This window comes from Pseudomonas sp. EA_65y_Pfl2_P78 (genome assembly GCF_963970495.1).
Lineage (GTDB): Bacteria > Pseudomonadota > Gammaproteobacteria > Pseudomonadales > Pseudomonadaceae > Aquipseudomonas > Aquipseudomonas baetica_A.
In genome coordinates, this window is sequence record NZ_CAXAON010000003.1 from 117,830 (window position 1) to 134,807 (window position 16,978).

A 16,978-nucleotide genomic window follows, 5' to 3' on the forward strand; every position below is an offset into this window, starting at 1 on the left:
CGGCTCTATATACCAATGGTTTGTACTTTGGACAGGGCGACGGTGCCCTTGCCGGACAGGTTGAGCATCAACTCGCCGCCGGTCTGGCTGATGGTCACACTGTTGACCGTGGCTGGCAGGTAAGTCGCCAAGTCGGTCGCGGTGCCATTGATTGATGCGTTGGCTTTGACGGTATAGGTACCGGCCTTCACCAGATTGCCGTCCTTGTCCTTGCCGTCCCAGGTGAAGCTCGCGCTGCCTGCGGCGCGACTGCCCAGATCGATGGTGCGAACCACCGTGCCGCTGCTGTCGGTAATGCTGACGGTGCCACCGGCAATCGATGACGGAACGGTCGCCGAACCGGTCATGCCCTTGCTCGGGTCGTCCATCTGAACGCTGTTGGTCTGCACGATCACGTTGCGACCGACCAGCGACGACGCCTGCAGTGCCTGCGAGGAGTTGTAGTTGCCGGCCAGCGAGCTGACGGTGCTGTTAAGCGTGGTGATGCCTTCCAGGCTACTGAACTGTGCCAACTGGGCAACGAATGCACTGTTGTCCTGCGGATCGAGCGGGTTCTGGTTTTTCAGCTGGGTGACCAGCAATTGCAGGAACGCGTCCTTGCCCAGTGCCTGGCCGCCGGTGGCGCTGTTGGTAGCCGAAGCAATGCCACCGGTGGTCGAACTGGTCTTTTTCGACGAGTTCGCCAGGATGTCATTCATGCTCAAGCTGCTGGTGGTATCGGAAACACTCATGGCCGTCGCCCCTTATTACTGACCGAGGGTCAGCACCTTCTGCATCATGGTTTTGGCGGTGTTCATCATTTCGGCGTTGGTCTGGAACGACCGGCTCGCGGAAATCATGTCAGCCATTTCTTCCACCACGTTGACGTTCGGGTAGTAGACGTAGCCCTTGGCGTCAGCGGCCGGATGGTTCGGCTCGTAACGCGCCTCGAGGTTGCTCTGGTCTTCGACCACGCCGAGTACCTGTACGCCCTGCCCTGCGGCGTCCTGGCTCTGGAACAGCGAGTTGCTGCCGCTGTTCTGGCCACCCTGGAACATGGTGGCGAACACCGGGTGACGGGCGCGGTAGGTCTGGTCGATGCTCGACGAGACGGTTTCGGCGTTGGCGATGTTCGAAGCCACGGTGTTCAGACGCGTGGTTTGTGCGCTCATGCCGCTGCCGGCAATGTTGAAAACGCTGGACAGGGACATGGATTACTCTCCGCGCAGGGCTGACACCAGCCCTTTGAATTTGCTGTTGAGCAGAGTGAAGCTGGCCTGGAAGCCGACCGCGTTTTGCGCGTAGTTCGACTGCTCAAGCTGAGCATCTACGGTGTTCTGGTCGATCGAAGGCTGCATCGGCGTGCGATACATCAGCGACTCGTCGCCATTGCCCAGGCCTTCAGCTTCGATGTGACGGCTGTTCGTCATGTTCAGGGCGATGGTGCCGTTGGCGTTCTTCTGGGTCTGTGCTTCAAGCACTTTGGAGAAGTCCAGATCCCGAGCCTTGTAGTTCGGGGTATCGGCGTTGGCGATGTTGTTGGCCAGCACTTCGGCACGCTGAGCGCGGAAGCCCAATGCCTTTTCGTGAATGCCGAGCGCTTTATCGAAGCTGATGCTCATGTCGGGAACCTTCGGGTGACCGGTTTTTCGTAACTGAGCTTTAGCAAGCGCCGTGCCAACGCGAGAAACCCCCGAAAACCGCACCTTTGCGGGGATCAGGCAAAGCGGCAATGCCAGAAAAGCGGCAAACGACTTCCGCTGGCTGCCGCTTTTCTGCCGCTTGCCCTCCCCTCCCACCCACACCACAGCTCCACTGTGGGAGCGGCGACCTCGTAGAAACGCCAGGCACAAAAAAACGGGAGCCCCTGCGGACTCCCGTTTTTGTGTTGCCGATTTGCAGATTACTTGGCCTTGTAAATGATCCCCGGGCTGCACTGGACCATCTGGTAATGATCCGGCAAACCGTTCAGCGCTTCGGAAGCGCCAAGGAACAGATAACCACCCGGTTTCAGCGTGCTGTGAATGCGCAACAGAATGTCTTTCTTCACTTCAGCAGAGAAGTAGATCAACACGTTGCGGCAGAACACGATGTCGAACTTGCCCAGGCTGGCGTAACTGTCGAGCAAATTGAACGAGCGAAACTCCACCCGGTTCTTGATCGGTGCCTTGATGACCCAGCGCCCAGGTCCTTTCGGATCGAAAAAACGCTGCAGACGATCGGGGGACAAACCGCGACCGATTGCAAGGCTGTCGTACTCGCCAGTCTTGCAGTTGTTCAGCATGCTGCCCGAGAGATCGGTGGCAACGATCTGCACGCCCATCTTCAACTGGCCAAGGTTGACGCGCTCGAACTCATCGATAGACATCGAGAGCGAGTACGGTTCCTGACCCGACGAGCAGGCTGCCGACCAGATCCGCAGACGCTGGTTGGGACTGGCCTTGATGGCTTCGGGCAGCACCTTGTTCTTCAAGACTTCAAACGGATAGGTGTCACGAAACCACAGGGTTTCGTTGGTTGTCATGGCATCGACGACCTGCTCGCGCAAACCACTGCGCGGCTGGGTCTGGATGCGCTGAACCAGCTCACCCAGGGACTTGATACCTTGCTGCTCCATCAGTTTGTTGAGACGGCTCGAGACCAGGTACTGCTTGTTTTCACCGAGCAAAATGCCACAGGCTTTTTCCAGGAAGACCCGGAACTGTTCGAAATCCAAATTACCCGTAGACAAATTGATGCCGCCTCTTAAATCGTGTTGACCGCCAGGGACAAAAGGTCCCTAGCTGATATCTGCTGCTTTGATCCGGTCGACTACCCGGGATGCCAGGTCATCAGGGCGGAACTTGGCCAAAAAGTCATCGGCACCGACTTTCTTGACCATCGCCTGATTGAATACCCCCGACAACGAAGTATGCAGGATGATATGAAGCTTTTGCATGCGAGCGTCGCCGCGGATTTCGGCCGTCAGGGTGTACCCGTCCATCTCCGGCATCTCGATGTCGGAAATCATCATCAGGAACTCTTCTTCCGGCTTCTTGCCCTCGTCGACCAGCTTGCGCAGGTAATCCAGCGCCTGCTTGCCGTCGTTCAACGCCACGACTTCAACGCCGATCGTCTGCAGGCAACGCGTGACCTGCTTGCGCGCCACCGACGAGTCATCGACCGTCAGCACCCGCAGCGACAACGCCTTGGTCTGCGTCTCGACATCGACAACACCGACCGAAATCGCTTCCGGCGTCGGTGCAACTTCCGCCAGCACCTTTTCGACGTCGATGATTTCGACTAACTGATTGTCCACCCGAGTCACAGCGGTCAGGTAATGATCGCGCCCGGTGCCCTTGGGCGGTGGATGGATCTCCTCCCAGTTCATGTTGACGATGCGCTCCACCGAGCGAACCAGGAAACCCTGGGTCTTGGTGTTGTACTCCGTGATGATCACGAACGGATTTTTCTTGTCTTTCAACGCCCCGGAACCGGTCGCCATTGCCAGATCAAGGATCGGAATGGTCGCCCCCCGAATATTCGCCACCCCGCACACGACAGGACTGGACTTGGGCATCAGCGTCAGTTGCGGGCATTGCAGCACTTCCCGAACCTTGAACACGTTGATCCCGTAGAGCTGCTGACCGTCGAGACGGAACAACAACAGCTCCAGGCGATTCTGCCCTACCAGTTGCGTGCGCTGGTTCACCGAATCCATTACACCAGCCATGCCCAGACTCCTACACCAACGCCAAGTGTTGTTGCGACGCACATTCATTGCTAAACGGCACGGCGCTTGCTTTTTAACTCGTATGAACGCTCAAACGACATTTTTCCGACGCCTGACATCTCCCCTTCGCAGAGGGCTTTGCGCGATGTCCGCCGTTTGCCTCTTTTTCGCCGGCAGCCCTGCCATTGCTGATGCGGTTACCTTGCCTGACATGCTTATCGGCGTCACTCAGGGCTTTCTTGAGTTCACCGTAGAAGACTATCTGGCTACCAGTCAAACGGAAGGCCGCTACGAAATCGAAGTCAACCAGCTCGACCCCCGTATGCACATGCCCATGTGCGACAAGGAATTGACAGCGTCTTTGGAGAGTCCGGCACGTCCGCTGGGACGGGTAACCGTGAAGGTTCGCTGTGAGGGAAGCTCGCCCTGGACCGTGTTCGTACCCGCTCAAGTCCGCCTGTTTCGCGAGATTGTGACCACCACACGACCGCTCAAACGCGCCGGGATTATCGAGCCGCAGGATGTGACCCTGCGAGAGCGTGACGTCAGCACAATCAATCAAGGTTTTCTGACGTCGGTGGATCAAGCCATCGGGCAAAAATTAACCCGACCAACGGTCGCCGATCAGGTCATCACGCTCGTGCATCTGGAACAGGCGGAAGTCGTGCGCAAGGGCGATCAAGTGGTCATCATCGCCCGCACCGGCACACTCGCCGTGCGTATGCCGGGAGAAGCCCTGTCCAACGGCGGCCTGAAAGAACAGATCCGGGTGAAAAACCTCAACTCCAACCGGGTCATCAAGGCGCAAGTCATCGCGCCAGGCCAAGTGGAAGTGGCCATGTAAAACGCTCATGAGAAAACTGGCGCGGACCTCGTCGGTTCCCTAAACTGTGCGGCAGCAGGACACGCGCCGGCGCATGCAGGGCCTATTGCTAAATGGGCCTAAAGTTTTCCAGGGGATGGCCGAAAACATGGCAAGCGTCCAAATTCCCAGAGGTTTTTAACATGGTCATCGATTTCAGCCGTTTGAACAGCTCCTCGTCACTTACGGGCAGTACACGTACCAGCAACGCCAGGGAAACCGCCGAAACCGGCACCTCCGCGCCGCTGAATACCCAGGCCGAACCGGCCAGTACCGCAAAAAGCGGGGAATCGGTACACCTCAGCAATGAGGCTCAACAGTTGCAGAAGGTCACGGACAAGCTGCGCGATCAGCCTGCTGTCGACAAAGCCCGAGTGGCCGAGTTGAAAGCCGCGATTGCCGATGGCAGCTACAAAGTCGACAGCAACCGTGTAGCCAGCAAACTGCTCAACTTCGAAGCCCAGCGCTAGGCTTTTGCCTGCGCCAGGCTTTTGGACGCTTAAAACCCAAGGCCAGCCATGCACGACACTCATTTACTGCAACTGATCATCGACGACTTTGCTCCAGCTCAACAATTGCTGGAATTGCTGCAAACCGAATCCCTCGCTTTGCATAGTCGCGACATGCCCTTGCTGGAAGAAATTCTGGCACGCAAACAGGCCCTGATCATTTTGCTTGAACAGCATGGCCGCAAACGCAGCGAAATCCTCGCCAGTCTCAACCTGCCGACCAATCGGCAGGGGCTTGAGCAACTCGCCAGCCAGTCGAGCCTCGGCGACCAGTTGCTCAGCCAGAGCGACTTCCTGACCGATCTCATCGCCCAATGCCAGGCGGCCAATGTCAACAATGGCCAGTCGATCCGGGTACAGCAGGCCGCTACGGCCAATCAGCTGAAAATCCTCACCGGGGGTGAACCGCCAGCGCTGTATGACGCCAGTGGTGCTTTCGCCAAACCCGTCAAGCCGCGTACGTTCAGCCAGGCGTAAGCCGTTCGATGAGCCCGCACTATCAACACGAGAAACATGCTGGCAAAATACTGGCCAGTCGTAGTCAAATTTTGTCTGGAGATTGAGAAAACGTGCCAAACGCCCTAAGCGCGGATGATGCTCCGCAGCCCCCAAAGGTGCTCACCACGCCCCTGGAAATCTCCAGCAACCTGCGTCAGCTGCAAGAAAGCCACGATCCGCTGATCATCACGTTCCACGAACGCAGCCAGCGCTTCCAGAGCTACCTGATCAAAGTCGACCGTGACAGCGCGTCCATCGCCCTTGATGAAATGATCCCGCGCGACGGCGAACGCTTCCTGCTCGCCGGCGAGTCTTTCAAAGTTGAAGGTTTTCATGAGGGTGTGCGCATTGCCTGGGAATGCACTGGCACGCTGAACATCCAAGAGTGCGAAGGTGATCGCTTTTATACCGGCGAACTGCCGAGCGAAGTGGTGTATCACCAGCGCCGCAACGCCTTTCGCGCGGCACTGAAACTGACCGATCTGGTCAACGTTGAACTGGGCGGCGAAAAGCTCAAATCGCCGATCAACGGCAAGCTGCTGGATATTTCCGCGACCGGTTGCAAGCTGCGCTTCGAAGGCGACATCACCGATCGCCTGCAACTGGGCCAGGTCTACGACCGCTTGATCGCCCCGCCGCTGTTCGGCAACCAGCCGACTTCCGTCGAACTGCGTTATCTGCACTTCGAAGAAAAACTCAACATCACGTTTGCCGGCCTGCGCTTCCACAACATCAGTGGTCAGGCTGCACGTAACGTCGAGCGTTTTGTTTATCAGCTGCAACGTGAAGCACGGCGTTTCGATAAAGACGATCTCTGATTCGACACGGCCAATAAAAAGGGCAGTCACCTTGCGGTGACTGCCCTTTTTTATTTTCGACTGCTTCTCAAGGCCTGGCGCCACTGATATCCGGGGCGGGCTTATCGTTGCCAGCATCCGGATTGGCTGCAGGTTCGGACTCAGGTTCTGTTTCAGGTTGCGATTGCGCCTCCGGCTCTGACACTGGCTCTGGCTCTGGCTCAGGCGTGTTCTGCATCTGCTCCTGCACCACCTGCTCGTCAACACGCGGGTCGAGGGCTGCCACCAGCGGTGAGCTGGACATGCTGTCCGGCATCGCTACGTGATGCAGCGGCGCGTCGTCGACCTGATGCAGATTGGTCACCGCCTTCGGGCGAATCCGCCACACCAGCACCATCGCAAAGAAGCTGAAGAACGCGTACAGACTTTGGCTACCGAACAACTTCATCAACACACCCGCCAACAGCGGCCCGATGCTCGCACCGACCCCGTAAGTCACCAACAGCATCGCCGTCAGCGACACCCGGCGATCACCCTCGACATGGTCGTTGGAAAACGCCACCGCCAGGGGATACAGACAGAACTGCACCAGCGAGCAGAGGAAGCCGACCACAAACAGCACCTCCAGCGGTACCTGCGGCAGGATCGCCAGCGGCAAAGCGGCAACCGCCAGAAAACCGGCAAAACAACGAATCAGCAGCGCGCGATCATATCGGTCAGACAACCACCCCAGCGGCCACTGCACCAGCAATCCGGCAAAAATGCAGGTACCCATGAATAGACCGACCTGCTCGGTCGACAGCCCTTGCTGCGAGGCATACAGCGGCGCCAGACCGTAAAACGAGCCAATGATCAAACCCGCCCCGAGCACCGTACTCAATGATTGCGGCACGCGCTTGATGAAAAAACGCGGCTCCATCGGCGCCGGATGCAGCGGTGCCGGGTGAATCCGTCGGGTCAGCGTCACCGGCACCAGACACAGCGCGAAGCACAGGGCGACCAGCATCAGCAGCTCCAGACCGAGGCCCGGATGCATGACCAGAATCAATTGACCCAACACCAGGCCAAGGTACGACGCGATCATGTAGCCGCTGAACACCAGACCACGCTGGTTGGCATCGGCCTGCTCGTTGAGCCAGCTCTCGATGACCATGTACTGGCACATCATGCCCAGACCCACAATCGTTCGCAGCACCAGCCATGCCGGCAGCCAGTCCACCAGACCATGCCCCAACACCGCCGCACCGACGATCCCGGCACACGCCGAATACGCGCGAATGTGCCCGACCCGGGCGATCAACCGGTGGCCGATCTTGCCGCCCAGCACCAGACCGAAATAGTTGGCGGCCATCAACGCACCGACCCACAGCCCGTCGACATCTTCAGCCGCCAGGCGCAGGGCCAGATAAGTAGATAGAAGACCCGAGCCGATCAACATCATCAGCGAGGCAAAATACAGCGCTCGAAAGGATTTCCAGATTTGGCGCATCGGCGTTCCGAGCGGCTCCTTGCAGTAAGTATCGGGCTATCAAACGATAGCCCGATGGCGACGGTACGTCAGGCCTGGGCTGCTAGAACACGCCGTTCCCAGGGAGTGATTTCATCAAAGAAGCTGGTCAGTTCCATGGTCTTCGAAGCGATGTAGCCTTCGATGAACTCCTGTCCGAACAGTTCCCTGGCCAATTGGCTACGTTTCAGACGTTCGAGTGCGGCATGCAAGGTACACGGCAGCGAAAGATTATCCGGCACGTCGAATTCGCCCTGAATCGCCTCGGTCGGCTCCAGTTCGTGTTCGATCCCGTGCAAACCGGCAGCCAGACTGGCGGCGATCGCCAGATACGGATTGGCGTCGGCGCCGGGCAGACGGTTTTCGACCCGACGAGCGACCGGTGAACTGGCCGGAATCCGCAGCCCGGCCGCACGGTTATCGTGGGACCAACAGGCATTGTTGGGCGAAGCGAACGGATGGCACAGACGCTGGTAGGAGTTCACGTTCGGCGCAAACAGCGCGGTGAAGTCCGCCATGCCCGCCTGCTGCCCGCCAATGAAGTGGCGAAACATCGCCGTCGGCTGGCCGCTATCGTCGCTGAAGACGTTTTTGCCGCTGGCGATATCAACGATGCTCTGGTGAATGTGCATCGAGCTGCCCGGCGTGTGCGCCAGCGGTTTAGCCATGCAGACCACGGTCAGGCCATGCTTGAGCGCGACTTCTTTGAGCAGGTGTTTGAACAGGAAGGTCTGGTCGGCCAGCAACAGTGGATCACCGTGCAGCAGGTTGATCTCGAACTGGCTGACGCCCATTTCGTGCATGAACGTATCACGCGGCAGACCGAGGGCCGCCATGCATTTATAGACTTCACTGAAGAATGGTCGCAGACCGTTGTTGGAACTGACGCTGAACGCCGACAAGCCATCCTCGCGGCGGCCATCGAGACCGACTGGCGCTCGGAACGGCTGGGTCGGATCAGTGTTTGGAGCGAACACGAAAAATTCCAGTTCGGTCGCCACCACAGGCGCCAGACCGAGCGCCTTGTAACCTGCGATGACTTTCTTGAGCTGGCCACGGGTCGACAGGCTGGAACTTTCGCCAGTCAGTTCATCGGCATCGCAAATGGCCAGGGCACGGGGTTCGTCACTCCATGGCAACGGATGAATCTGGTCTGGATCGGCAATCAGCGCCAGATCACCGTCATCGCTGCCGTAGAACCGCGCCGGCGGATATCCGCCCATGATGCATTGCAGCAGCACCCCCCGCGCGAGCTGCAAACGACGCCCTTCGAGAAAACCCTCGGCGGTCATCACCTTGCCGCGTGGTACGCCGTTCAAATCCGGCGTGACACATTCAATCTCATCAATGCCCGTCAATCGCTGCGCGAGTGAACACTGGCCATCGGTTGTCATGACGCAATCCTTGTTGTTGTACGAGCCGCGAACGGCGACCCGAACAAAATAGGCTTCGGCTGTTCGGAATATCAAGCAGCGTCAAACAAAAAGCCTCGGATCACGGCAGATAGAGACTGAAGATCCCGCCACCCAAGGGGCCGCCATTACGGATTTCGGTGCGTCCCTCGACACCATTGCGTTGATGCAACGCGGCAATGCGGGCAGCGAAATACAGGCCAAGCCCGGTACTGCCGCTGCTGTGATTGATGCCCTGTACATAGTCAGCCTGACGTTCGAGCATCTCGACCGGATAGCCGTCGCCGTCATCGTTGATGCTCAGCACCAGTTGCCCGGCCTCGTCACTGACGGTGATCAGCAGCGACTCGCGGGCATAACGAATGGCGTTATTGATGCAATTGCCCAGCACCGAGGCAACCAGCTCACGATCAAAGAAACCCAGCGGACTCAGTGGATCAACTTCATAAGTGGCGATGATGCCGCGACTGGCGAAGACCTCTTGATGCGCTGCCAGTTGCGCCTCGATGAAATCATCCAGTTCGTGATACGCCGGCTGCACTGGCATCTGGTTGACGCCGAGTTTGTACAGCCCAAGCAACTGCACCAGCATGCCGTTGAGGTGGGCGAACTCGAAGTCGATCACGCCCTGCTCCGTGCCTTCGCGCTGCGCTTGCGGCAAACGCGCCAGCCATTTGCTGTGCGCTTGCATCAGCATGGCCAGCGAGTTCTTCATGTCGTGAACGGTGGAGGCGATCACCGTGGAAAAATCCAATGCTTGCTCGTCTTGGTTCATTCGCCAAACGCCTTGCTTTTCAGCTTCTGATAGCGCGAGAAACGCGCGTCGGTGTCGGGCATCAGGCCGACCATTTTCAGGCAGGCCCGACATTCTTCCAGCTCCGCCGAAGGCACACTGGTGTCGGTGCCGTGGAGCAGCGACTGGGCCATGTTCAGCGCGATACTGATGTTCTTGGGTTGCATCTTCAGCGCCTTGCGGAAGACCTCGCGGGCTTCAACCAGATTGCCGGTCTTGTACACCCGCACGCCCTGACGGTTGAGGTCGGCGGCGGCATTGCTCGAACTGAGGATAGTCGGGTCATCGGTGAGCTTGGCAATGTCTTTCATCACCGCCGGATCGTCACCGTAGATTTCCGCGCAGCTCTTGAGCATCGACGTGCCCGCCTCGGCCTGACCGAGCATCTGCAACTGCTTGGCGACGAGCAGCGCCGCCTCCGGACTCATGAACTGTTCCATGCCGTCGAGTCGCATCAGTGCTTGCTCGGTGAGCTTGTCGGCGGTTTCGGCATCGTTGAGCAGAAGGCTCGTTGCCTTCATCAAACGCGCACGAATCTGCAAACCGGGGTCGGTCGGGTTCTCTTTGGCAACAGCGCTGAGGGTAGTGTTGATCTCCAGGCGCGTGCGCGTATCGAGACCGCGCTCACTGCCTTTGCTGATCAGCGCATGGGCCAGGCCGAGGTTGCTTTCCGGATCCTTGAAGCGCGACTGCGCGCCCTGCGACACAGCCTGACGGTAAGCCCGCGAGGCGGTGTCGAAATCTTCGTTGGCCATCGCCAGTTTGCCGAGCAACGCCTGCCGACGCACCGCCAGCGGCGACAGGCGAATCGCTTCTTCCAGCACCTGCTGCGCGCCTTTGGTATCGCCCTCGGACACCAGCACATCAGCCATGCCGTCGTACAGCGAAGGCATCATCGGGAATACCTTCAAGGCCTTTTCATACACACCTTTGGCCTGCGCCACTTGCCCACGCTTGAACAGCAACTTGCCCAATCCAGCAAACGCCCACGGCAACGGCCGGTCAGCAATGATGCTGTCGTAGAGGCGTTCCAGTGCTTCGTTCTGATTCAGGTCGCGTAAAGCATCAGCGCGATAGCGCAGACACAGCGGCGAATAGCGAATGTCCTGTTTGCACAGGGCGATGCAGGCGTTGAGCACCTCGACCGGTTTGCCACGGTCGAGGGCTTGCAGAATCGGTTTGAGCAACGTCTTGCGCTGCTCCAGACGCTCCAGCCGCTGGGCCAGTCCCGAGCGGTTGAACGGTTTGGTCAGGTAGGCATCCGGCTCATGCTCCAAAGCACTGAGCACCATCGCCTGACTCGTCTCGGCCGTCACCATCACAAACACGGCTTCGTGGCTGATGAGCTTTTCCAGCATCAGGTCTTCAAGAACCTGCTGGCCGTTCTTCTTGCCGTCACCGAGGTGGAAATCCTGCAGGATGAAATCGTAGGATTTCTGCGCACACATCTTAAGCGCCTGCTCACCGGTGTCAGCGGTGTCCACGTCCTTGACCCCCAGCTCACGCAGCATCGAGCGCACGGAGCTGCGGAAATCCGAGAAATCATCGACGATCAGAAAACTCTTTTGGTGATACGACAGCATCGAGGATTTCCAGGCAATTGAAGTAGATGAACCAAGGGCGATTTTCAGGCGCGCAGATGATAGCTGGAGGCCAAATGCTATCAAGCGATTTCGCACAAGTCTGAACTCACCGTTTGGGTTATCGGCCAGAAGTGGCGTTCCCTGAAGCCGACGCTTCAAGATTCCACACACAGCGATTAACCTGCGCGCCTGCCAACTTCTCACTACAAGGCCGACCTCGTGTACATCAAAGGACGCTACATCGTATCTGCCTGTGCGTTGCTGTTCTTCCAGCAGGCCATGGCGAGCGCAATGGACAGAAGCCCTCGCCCATCAGCCGGATGGCGCCGAAAAAGAGCTATTGGATGATCTGCAAAACCGCGTTCGCGCAGCCAGTAAAAATGATCCGGAGTTTGCTCTCGAACGGACACTCGCGTCCTTGGCGTTGAAAAGCGCTGCAACCCAGTTTTCCGCAGCGAGTGGCAGGCGTTGAGTGCCACCGACTTCGACGCTGACACCGCACTGGGCCGAACCTCGTTCACGCTGCGGGATCTGGACGACAACGGGCAAGAGCGAAAGCCCATTTGCCCTATTCCTGCGTCCGCCACAAACAACGACGAATATTACGGCTACGGAGCAGGCTACTACGCCATCGAACAGGTCGCCGACTTCCCGGTGATCATCGGTAGCAAATGCTTTATTGCGCGAATGAATGACTGGTTCGGCGCCTACAGCGCTAAGGATGGACTCTATGCGCAAGTGACCTTGCGCAAACCGGGCGCGCAAGAACAGGAGCGCGACTACAAGGTCAATGGACGTCGGCGCATGACCGGGATAAGCACCTCAATTGGCAAACCTGGAGGGGGCGCTGAGGAATAGCCCCGGCGCCCGCCCATGAAAAGCCCGGACAGATGAAACTGCGCGAGTTTTTTATCTGAAAATCATCAACCTCTTGAGATCACGCCACTCATGTATTGATTCAAATCGCGAAAATCCTTAACCGTCCAAGCGTGCGGCGGCAGCTTTACACCGTTCTCTTTCAATGTTCTTGGAATCAAGTCTCCGTTTGGACGAAGTATTATTGACGACACAATAACGCCTGGGTATTCCTTGAGTCTTTGCTTGAAAAAGGACGCTGTCAGATCAGGCGTCGGTGGATTGCTTTTATTAGCCAGGGGTCCTGATGCCTTCAGATCTACTCCGTGGCACATGGCGCACCGCTGTGAATAGAGGTTTTTCCCGTTGGCATTGTCCGCAAAAGACAGCGGCGCCTGAATTAGCGATAAAAAACCAAGCGAAGCAATGAATAGTATTTTCATGCCTCACTTAGCCTTCTTGCGTTTTGCAGCACTTGAAAAGAATTTCAAAAGGCCTTCCATCGGCATCTTCCTTAAGCCGCGAATACGAAAAAGCCCCTTTCAGATCACTCTGAAAGAGGCTTGACTGCTTCTCCTGCCAACACGGCTGTCACAGAGAAGCGCAGTGGTCAGAAGAGTGGCCAGAAGGCCAGAATATATGGTGTCCCAGGGCAGGTTCGAACTGCCAACCTTCCCCTTAGGAGGGGGATGCTCTATCCAATTGAGCTACTGAGACACTGAGTTGTCACGAGATGAACACTGCGCGACGGACGGCGTGCATGTTAACGGCCAGGCCCTGATTTGTCATGTCATCCGTAGGGCTTTTTAAGTGTAGGCAGGCGCCCGGCAAGGCTGCGGGAAGATTTACCGTGCATTTTGCACTCTCCCAAAAAGCCATCATTGCAGATTGCAACCTTCGCTCTCTGAAAAAACCTTCCAAATGCTTGTTTTTAAAGGACTTAACAGCGGATAGACTGTTGGCACGACGGCTGCTTTGTCTGTTCTCATAACAGAACAAACGGAGTCCGCCTCATGAACAGCACTCTCTTGCTCGCAAACGCGGTCGCCTTGGCGATTTTGGTAGGTTTCCACTTTGCCCCCGAGAGCGCTGAACGGGTTGCTCAGCGCATGCCGCATTACTTGCAGGTGCAGAAAGCGCCGCAGTTGGCACTGTTGAGTGATCAGAGCTTCGCACCGCAAGCGGTCAGCGAGTCTCAGCAGGCACTGCCAGCACTAGCGACCGAACGTCTGGTTTTTTGAAATATCTGCAGGAGTACAGCATGTCCAAATCAGCAGCAGGATTTCTGATCCTCGCCTTATTGAGTGGCGTTGTGCATTTTTCGCTGTTCGAGGAAACCGAAATCACTCTGCCGCTGATTAGCTGTGGCGTGTTTACGGTGTTGTTTGCTCTGGCGCTGATCGCCGGGCGCAGGTTCAAGTTTGATCCAGTACTACGTTGAGCCGGACCAGCTCCAGAAGCTGATTGACGGCGTCCGCCAGGTTGCCCGAATTGTCGATCAGGTGCACAGGCCGGTCACTTGATCTCCTATCCTTGAACAGAGCGTTCCGGGCAAGTCGTGCATCGATCTGCTCAAGCGTCTCTCGACCGCGCCTGAGTAAACGCTCTCGCAGCACCTCATCCCTGACCGTCAGTAAAACCGGCAACAGCGAAGGATAGCGCTCCTGTGCCTGCCGCAAATTGGCACGCGAGCCGTTGACCAATACATGTCGCCCGGCTTGCAACCATTGATCCATTTCCACCGCAATGCCATAGGCGAGGCCGTTGGCTTGCCATGCCAATGAAAAATCACCGGCGCGCTGACGTCTTTCGAACTCTTGCGGCGTTACGCCAATCGCATCCTCGCCCATCGATTCGGCAGATCGCGTGATCACCCGGCGCATGACTTCGCAGTTCAACGCCCGCAATGGCTCACGAGCGGCCTCGATCAGACTGTCCTTACCCGAACCGGACGGCCCCATCAGATAAATAAGCTTGCCATACATCCTGAAAACGCCCTCCAGCAGGTGTTTGCCCCTAGTAAATCGGCAAATTGCCACTATCCTGTACAGGTAAGGAACAAGGATCGAAAACCGCATAGCATGCACGTTCTGACGTCTTAGAACACTAAAGGACGTGCATCAGGAGGCGGTCTTTGATGCGGGCCAAGGCAAAGTTTTCAAACCAGTCCGCATTTCTGATAATTGGTGCTGGCATTACGCCTTTACCCAGCTCAATATTTGTCACAGAATTGACGCCAATGATCTGGCAATTTTGAGGCATGATGCGAGCCTCTTAACAATTCAGGTTGAACCATTTGGCGCGGATGCTTGTCCTACCACACATCTGCGGCCAATCCCGAGAACCGCTCCCCTGAACTAACCGGTTAAATATATGCGCCCATTGAAACAGGCAATTTATTCCAGCCGTACGGCTGACAAGTTCGTCGTACGTCTGCCAGACGGAATGCGTGAACGCATTGCCGAGGTGGCTCGCAATCATCATCGCAGCATGAACTCCGAGATCATTGCGCGCCTTGAGCAGAGTCTTATTCAGGAAGGCGCTTTGGGCGAAGAACTGAGCATGCGTCTGGACAGCCCGGAGCTGTCGTTGCACGAACGCGAGTTGCTGCAACGCTTCCGCCAGCTTTCTCACCGTCAACAGAATGCACTGGTGTCCTTGATCGCCCACGACGCTGAAATGGCTGCAGACGCGTCCTGAGTCATACCGAACACCTCAAGCCAGCATTAGTGCTGGCTTTTTTTCGCCTGAAATTCAGGCCATCCCTTTTCTCTAAAAAAACCCGCCAATAGAGTTGGCGGGCCGTTTATTCATGGCAGATCAAAGCAGGAAGATTGTCGCCAACCCCAGGAAGATGAAGAACCCCCCACTGTCGGTCATCGCGGTGATCATCACGCTGGCCCCCATCGCCGGGTCACGCCCCATCTTCGCCAGCGTCATCGGGATCAAGACCCCCATCAGCGCCGCCAGCAACAGATTGAGAGTCATCGCTGCTGTCATCACCACGCCCAGCGACCAACTGCCGTAAAGCAGATAGGCAACCACCCCGATCACCCCACCCCAGACGAGGCCATTGATCAATCCAACCGCCAACTCCTTACGCATCAGGCGTGAAGTGTTACCGGTGCTGACCTGATCGAGCGCCATGGCACGAACGATCATGGTGATCGTCTGATTACCGGAGTTGCCGCCGATCCCCGCCACGATCGGCATCAGCGCCGCGAGCGCTACCAGCTTCTCTATCGAGCCTTCAAACAGGCCGATCACCCGGGAAGCGAAGAACGCGGTGATCAAGTTGATCGCCAGCCACGCCCAACGGTTATTCAGGGATTTCCATACGGAGGCGAAGATATCTTCCTCTTCACGCAAACCCGCCATGTTGAGGACTTCGCTTTCGCTTTCCTCACGGATCAAGTCAACCATTTCGTCGATGGTCAGACGACCAATCAGCTTGCCGTTCTTGTCGACTACCGGGGCAGAGATCAAGTCGTAACGCTCGAATGCCTGAGCAGCGTCGTAGGCATCTTCGTCCGGGTGGAAACTCACCGGATCGCTGGCCATGACTTCAGCAACCTGTTTATCGGGGTCATTGACCAGCAAACGCTTGATCGGCAGCACACCTTTAAGCACGCCGTCGTAATCGACCACGAACAGTTTGTCGGTGTGACCAGGAAGCTCTTTGAGGCGGCGCAGGTAACGCAAAACTACTTCGAGACTGACATCCTCACGGATGGTCACCATCTCGAAGTCCATCAGCGCACCGACCTGCTCCTCGTCATAGGACAGCGCCGAACGCACACGCTCGCGCTGCTGGTTATCCAGACTCTCCATCAGCTCATGGACGACATCTCGCGGCAGCTCAGAGGCCAGGTCAGCAAGTTCGTCGGCATCCATGTCCTTGGCCGCAGCCAAGAGCTCGTGATCATCCATGTCGGCGATCAGCGTTTCACGGACAGAATCGGATACTTCGAGAAGAATGTCGCCGTCGCGATCAGCCTTGACCAGTTGCCAAAGCGTCAGGCGATCATCCAGCGGCAAGGCTTCAAGAATGTAGGCAACGTCGGCGGAGTGCAGATCATCGAGCTTGCGTTGCAACTCGACGAGATTTTGTCGGTGAACCAGGCTTTCCACCCGGTCCTGATGCGCGCCTTCCTGGCGATGAGTCAGGTCTTCAACGACCCGTTGACGCTGCAGCAGCTCGACGACCTGAGCCAGGCGATCCTGCAGGCTTTCCTGTGTTTTCTTTACTTCGATTTCAGACATAGGCGAACTCCACTCCCAGCAGCGGGGCACGCCGGAAGGATCAATCAGTCAATTCATGATTGGTAAAACGGGGTACTGAGTAACTACTGGGTAAGTCCATGGAAGTTTTCCACAAGCCCCGGCGGGGCTGACGGGCGCAATGATACACCGCCTGACGGTTTAAAACGTTAAAAAATCACGGCTGAAACAAGCGCTTGCGAGACAAACC

The 16,978-nt window shown here is 57.2% G+C and carries 20 protein-coding genes and 1 tRNA gene; 8 read left to right on the plus strand and 13 right to left on the minus strand.

What is annotated here, in order from left to right; translation table 11 throughout:
* Positions 1-5 precede the first annotated feature (5 nt).
* The 5 genes from flgD to AACY02_RS04080 all read right to left on the minus strand — a co-directional run bounded on the left by flgD (position 6) and on the right by AACY02_RS04080 (position 3,691).
* Entirely contained in the window at positions 6-731 is a 726-nt protein-coding gene (gene flgD / locus AACY02_RS04060; RefSeq protein WP_339430858.1) for a flagellar hook assembly protein FlgD, read from the minus strand.
* A 15-nt stretch (positions 732-746) separates the two neighbouring features.
* Positions 747-1,190, minus strand: a complete 444-nt coding sequence (flgC, locus tag AACY02_RS04065) for a flagellar basal body rod protein FlgC (protein WP_003227217.1) — start codon at positions 1,188-1,190, stop codon at positions 747-749.
* Positions 1,191-1,193: 3 nt separating this feature from the next.
* Positions 1,194-1,601, minus strand: a complete 408-nt coding sequence (flgB, locus tag AACY02_RS04070) for a flagellar basal body rod protein FlgB (RefSeq protein ID WP_339430859.1) — start codon at positions 1,599-1,601, stop codon at positions 1,194-1,196.
* A 281-nt stretch (positions 1,602-1,882) separates the two neighbouring features.
* The gene (cheR, locus tag AACY02_RS04075; RefSeq protein WP_221733039.1) at positions 1,883-2,710 is read right to left on the minus strand and encodes a protein-glutamate O-methyltransferase CheR; all 828 of its coding nucleotides are present in this window, start codon (positions 2,708-2,710) and stop codon (positions 1,883-1,885) included.
* 48 nt (positions 2,711-2,758) lie between these two features.
* A complete protein-coding gene (locus AACY02_RS04080) occupies positions 2,759-3,691 on the minus strand; it encodes a chemotaxis protein CheV (RefSeq protein WP_221733040.1) in 933 nt (310 codons plus the stop codon).
* A gap of 82 nt (positions 3,692-3,773) precedes the next feature.
* On the opposite strand from AACY02_RS04080, the gene flgA reads away from it, so the two are divergent.
* From flgA to AACY02_RS04100, 4 genes are all read left to right on the plus strand, one after another.
* Entirely contained in the window at positions 3,774-4,535 is a 762-nt protein-coding gene (gene flgA / locus AACY02_RS04085) for a flagellar basal body P-ring formation chaperone FlgA (RefSeq protein ID WP_339430860.1), read from the plus strand.
* 161 nt (positions 4,536-4,696) lie between these two features.
* Positions 4,697-5,023 carry a flagellar biosynthesis anti-sigma factor FlgM gene (gene flgM / locus AACY02_RS04090; RefSeq protein ID WP_339430861.1) on the plus strand — a complete coding sequence of 109 codons (327 nt, stop codon included), beginning with the start codon at positions 4,697-4,699 and terminating at the stop codon, positions 5,021-5,023.
* Between the two features lie 48 nt (positions 5,024-5,071).
* Positions 5,072-5,539, plus strand: coding sequence for a flagella synthesis protein FlgN (locus tag AACY02_RS04095; protein ID WP_339430862.1), 468 nt, complete (start codon positions 5,072-5,074; stop codon positions 5,537-5,539).
* 92 nt (positions 5,540-5,631) lie between these two features.
* On the plus strand, positions 5,632-6,378 hold the full coding sequence (locus tag AACY02_RS04100) for a flagellar brake protein (protein WP_339430863.1): 747 nt from the start codon (positions 5,632-5,634) through the stop codon (positions 6,376-6,378).
* A 67-nt stretch (positions 6,379-6,445) separates the two neighbouring features.
* Here the strand turns inward: AACY02_RS04100 and AACY02_RS04105 are convergent, their stop codons facing one another.
* The 4 genes from AACY02_RS04105 to AACY02_RS04120 all read right to left on the minus strand — a co-directional run bounded on the left by AACY02_RS04105 (position 6,446) and on the right by AACY02_RS04120 (position 11,652).
* Positions 6,446-7,846, minus strand: a complete 1,401-nt coding sequence (locus tag AACY02_RS04105; RefSeq protein WP_339430864.1) for an MFS transporter — start codon at positions 7,844-7,846, stop codon at positions 6,446-6,448.
* 68 nt (positions 7,847-7,914) lie between these two features.
* Positions 7,915-9,156, minus strand: coding sequence for a glutamine synthetase family protein (locus AACY02_RS04110; protein WP_339431012.1), 1,242 nt, complete (start codon positions 9,154-9,156; stop codon positions 7,915-7,917).
* A 202-nt stretch (positions 9,157-9,358) separates the two neighbouring features.
* On the minus strand, positions 9,359-10,051 hold the full coding sequence (locus AACY02_RS04115; protein ID WP_339430865.1) for a sensor histidine kinase: 693 nt from the start codon (positions 10,049-10,051) through the stop codon (positions 9,359-9,361).
* On the minus strand, positions 10,048-11,652 hold the full coding sequence (locus AACY02_RS04120) for a tetratricopeptide repeat-containing response regulator (RefSeq protein ID WP_221733047.1): 1,605 nt from the start codon (positions 11,650-11,652) through the stop codon (positions 10,048-10,050). The genes AACY02_RS04115 and AACY02_RS04120 overlap by 4 nt, the downstream gene beginning before the upstream one ends.
* A 468-nt stretch (positions 11,653-12,120) precedes the next feature.
* On the opposite strand from AACY02_RS04120, the gene AACY02_RS04125 reads away from it, so the two are divergent.
* Positions 12,121-12,510, plus strand: coding sequence for a hypothetical protein (locus tag AACY02_RS04125; RefSeq protein ID WP_339430866.1), 390 nt, complete (start codon positions 12,121-12,123; stop codon positions 12,508-12,510).
* Positions 12,511-12,575: 65 nt separating this feature from the next.
* Here the strand turns inward: AACY02_RS04125 and AACY02_RS04130 are convergent, their stop codons facing one another.
* A complete protein-coding gene (locus tag AACY02_RS04130) occupies positions 12,576-12,950 on the minus strand; it encodes a cytochrome c (RefSeq protein WP_339430867.1) in 375 nt (124 codons plus the stop codon).
* 197 nt (positions 12,951-13,147) lie between these two features.
* Positions 13,148-13,224 (minus strand) — tRNA-Arg (locus AACY02_RS04135).
* Positions 13,225-13,520: 296 nt separating this feature from the next.
* On the opposite strand from AACY02_RS04135, the gene AACY02_RS04140 reads away from it, so the two are divergent.
* Complete coding sequence (locus tag AACY02_RS04140) at positions 13,521-13,748, plus strand: hypothetical protein (RefSeq protein WP_339430868.1); 228 nt, start codon at positions 13,521-13,523, stop codon at positions 13,746-13,748.
* Between the two features lie 20 nt (positions 13,749-13,768).
* Positions 13,769-13,948: a PA3371 family protein gene (locus AACY02_RS04145; protein WP_339430869.1), complete on the plus strand. Its 180-nt coding sequence runs from the start codon at positions 13,769-13,771 to the stop codon at positions 13,946-13,948.
* Here the strand turns inward: AACY02_RS04145 and phnN are convergent.
* Positions 13,923-14,492 (minus strand): phosphonate metabolism protein/1,5-bisphosphokinase (PRPP-forming) PhnN, encoded by a 570-nt coding sequence (gene phnN / locus AACY02_RS04150; protein WP_339431013.1) that lies wholly within the window; start codon positions 14,490-14,492, stop codon positions 13,923-13,925. The genes AACY02_RS04145 and phnN overlap by 26 nt on opposite strands.
* Positions 14,493-14,880: 388 nt before the next feature.
* On the opposite strand from phnN, the gene AACY02_RS04155 reads away from it, so the two are divergent.
* Positions 14,881-15,207 (plus strand): Arc family DNA-binding protein, encoded by a 327-nt coding sequence (locus AACY02_RS04155; RefSeq protein WP_003178899.1) that lies wholly within the window; start codon positions 14,881-14,883, stop codon positions 15,205-15,207.
* A 120-nt stretch (positions 15,208-15,327) separates the two neighbouring features.
* On the opposite strand, the gene mgtE is transcribed toward AACY02_RS04155, so the two are convergent.
* Positions 15,328-16,770 (minus strand): magnesium transporter, encoded by a 1,443-nt coding sequence (gene mgtE / locus AACY02_RS04160; protein ID WP_339430870.1) that lies wholly within the window; start codon positions 16,768-16,770, stop codon positions 15,328-15,330.
* Between the last annotated feature and the right edge of the window lie 208 nt (positions 16,771-16,978).

Bases quoted from the DNA above. Each gene is read 5' to 3' on its own strand.
- flgD (WP_339430858.1), bottom strand. From the start codon at position 731: ATGAGTGTTTCCGATACCACCAGCAGCTTGAGCATGAATGACATCCTG.
- flgC (WP_003227217.1), bottom strand. From the start codon at position 1,190: ATGTCCCTGTCCAGCGTTTTCAACATTGCCGGCAGCGGCATGAGCGCA.
- flgB (WP_339430859.1), bottom strand. From the start codon at position 1,601: ATGAGCATCAGCTTCGATAAAGCGCTCGGCATTCACGAAAAGGCATTG.
- AACY02_RS04080 (WP_221733040.1), bottom strand. From the start codon at position 3,691: ATGGCTGGTGTAATGGATTCGGTGAACCAGCGCACGCAACTGGTAGGG.
- flgA (WP_339430860.1), top strand. From the start codon at position 3,774: ATGAACGCTCAAACGACATTTTTCCGACGCCTGACATCTCCCCTTCGC.
- flgM (WP_339430861.1), top strand. From the start codon at position 4,697: ATGGTCATCGATTTCAGCCGTTTGAACAGCTCCTCGTCACTTACGGGC.
- AACY02_RS04095 (WP_339430862.1), top strand. From the start codon at position 5,072: ATGCACGACACTCATTTACTGCAACTGATCATCGACGACTTTGCTCCA.
- AACY02_RS04105 (WP_339430864.1), bottom strand. From the start codon at position 7,846: ATGCGCCAAATCTGGAAATCCTTTCGAGCGCTGTATTTTGCCTCGCTG.
- AACY02_RS04110 (WP_339431012.1), bottom strand. From the start codon at position 9,156: ATGACCGCCGAGGGTTTTCTCGAAGGGCGTCGTTTGCAGCTCGCGCGG.
- AACY02_RS04115 (WP_339430865.1), bottom strand. From the start codon at position 10,051: ATGAACCAAGACGAGCAAGCATTGGATTTTTCCACGGTGATCGCCTCC.
- AACY02_RS04120 (WP_221733047.1), bottom strand. From the start codon at position 11,652: ATGCTGTCGTATCACCAAAAGAGTTTTCTGATCGTCGATGATTTCTCG.
- AACY02_RS04130 (WP_339430867.1), bottom strand. From the start codon at position 12,950: ATGAAAATACTATTCATTGCTTCGCTTGGTTTTTTATCGCTAATTCAG.
- AACY02_RS04140 (WP_339430868.1), top strand. From the start codon at position 13,521: ATGAACAGCACTCTCTTGCTCGCAAACGCGGTCGCCTTGGCGATTTTG.
- AACY02_RS04145 (WP_339430869.1), top strand. From the start codon at position 13,769: ATGTCCAAATCAGCAGCAGGATTTCTGATCCTCGCCTTATTGAGTGGC.
- phnN (WP_339431013.1), bottom strand. From the start codon at position 14,492: ATGTATGGCAAGCTTATTTATCTGATGGGGCCGTCCGGTTCGGGTAAG.
- AACY02_RS04155 (WP_003178899.1), top strand. From the start codon at position 14,881: ATGCGCCCATTGAAACAGGCAATTTATTCCAGCCGTACGGCTGACAAG.
- mgtE (WP_339430870.1), bottom strand. From the start codon at position 16,770: ATGTCTGAAATCGAAGTAAAGAAAACACAGGAAAGCCTGCAGGATCGC.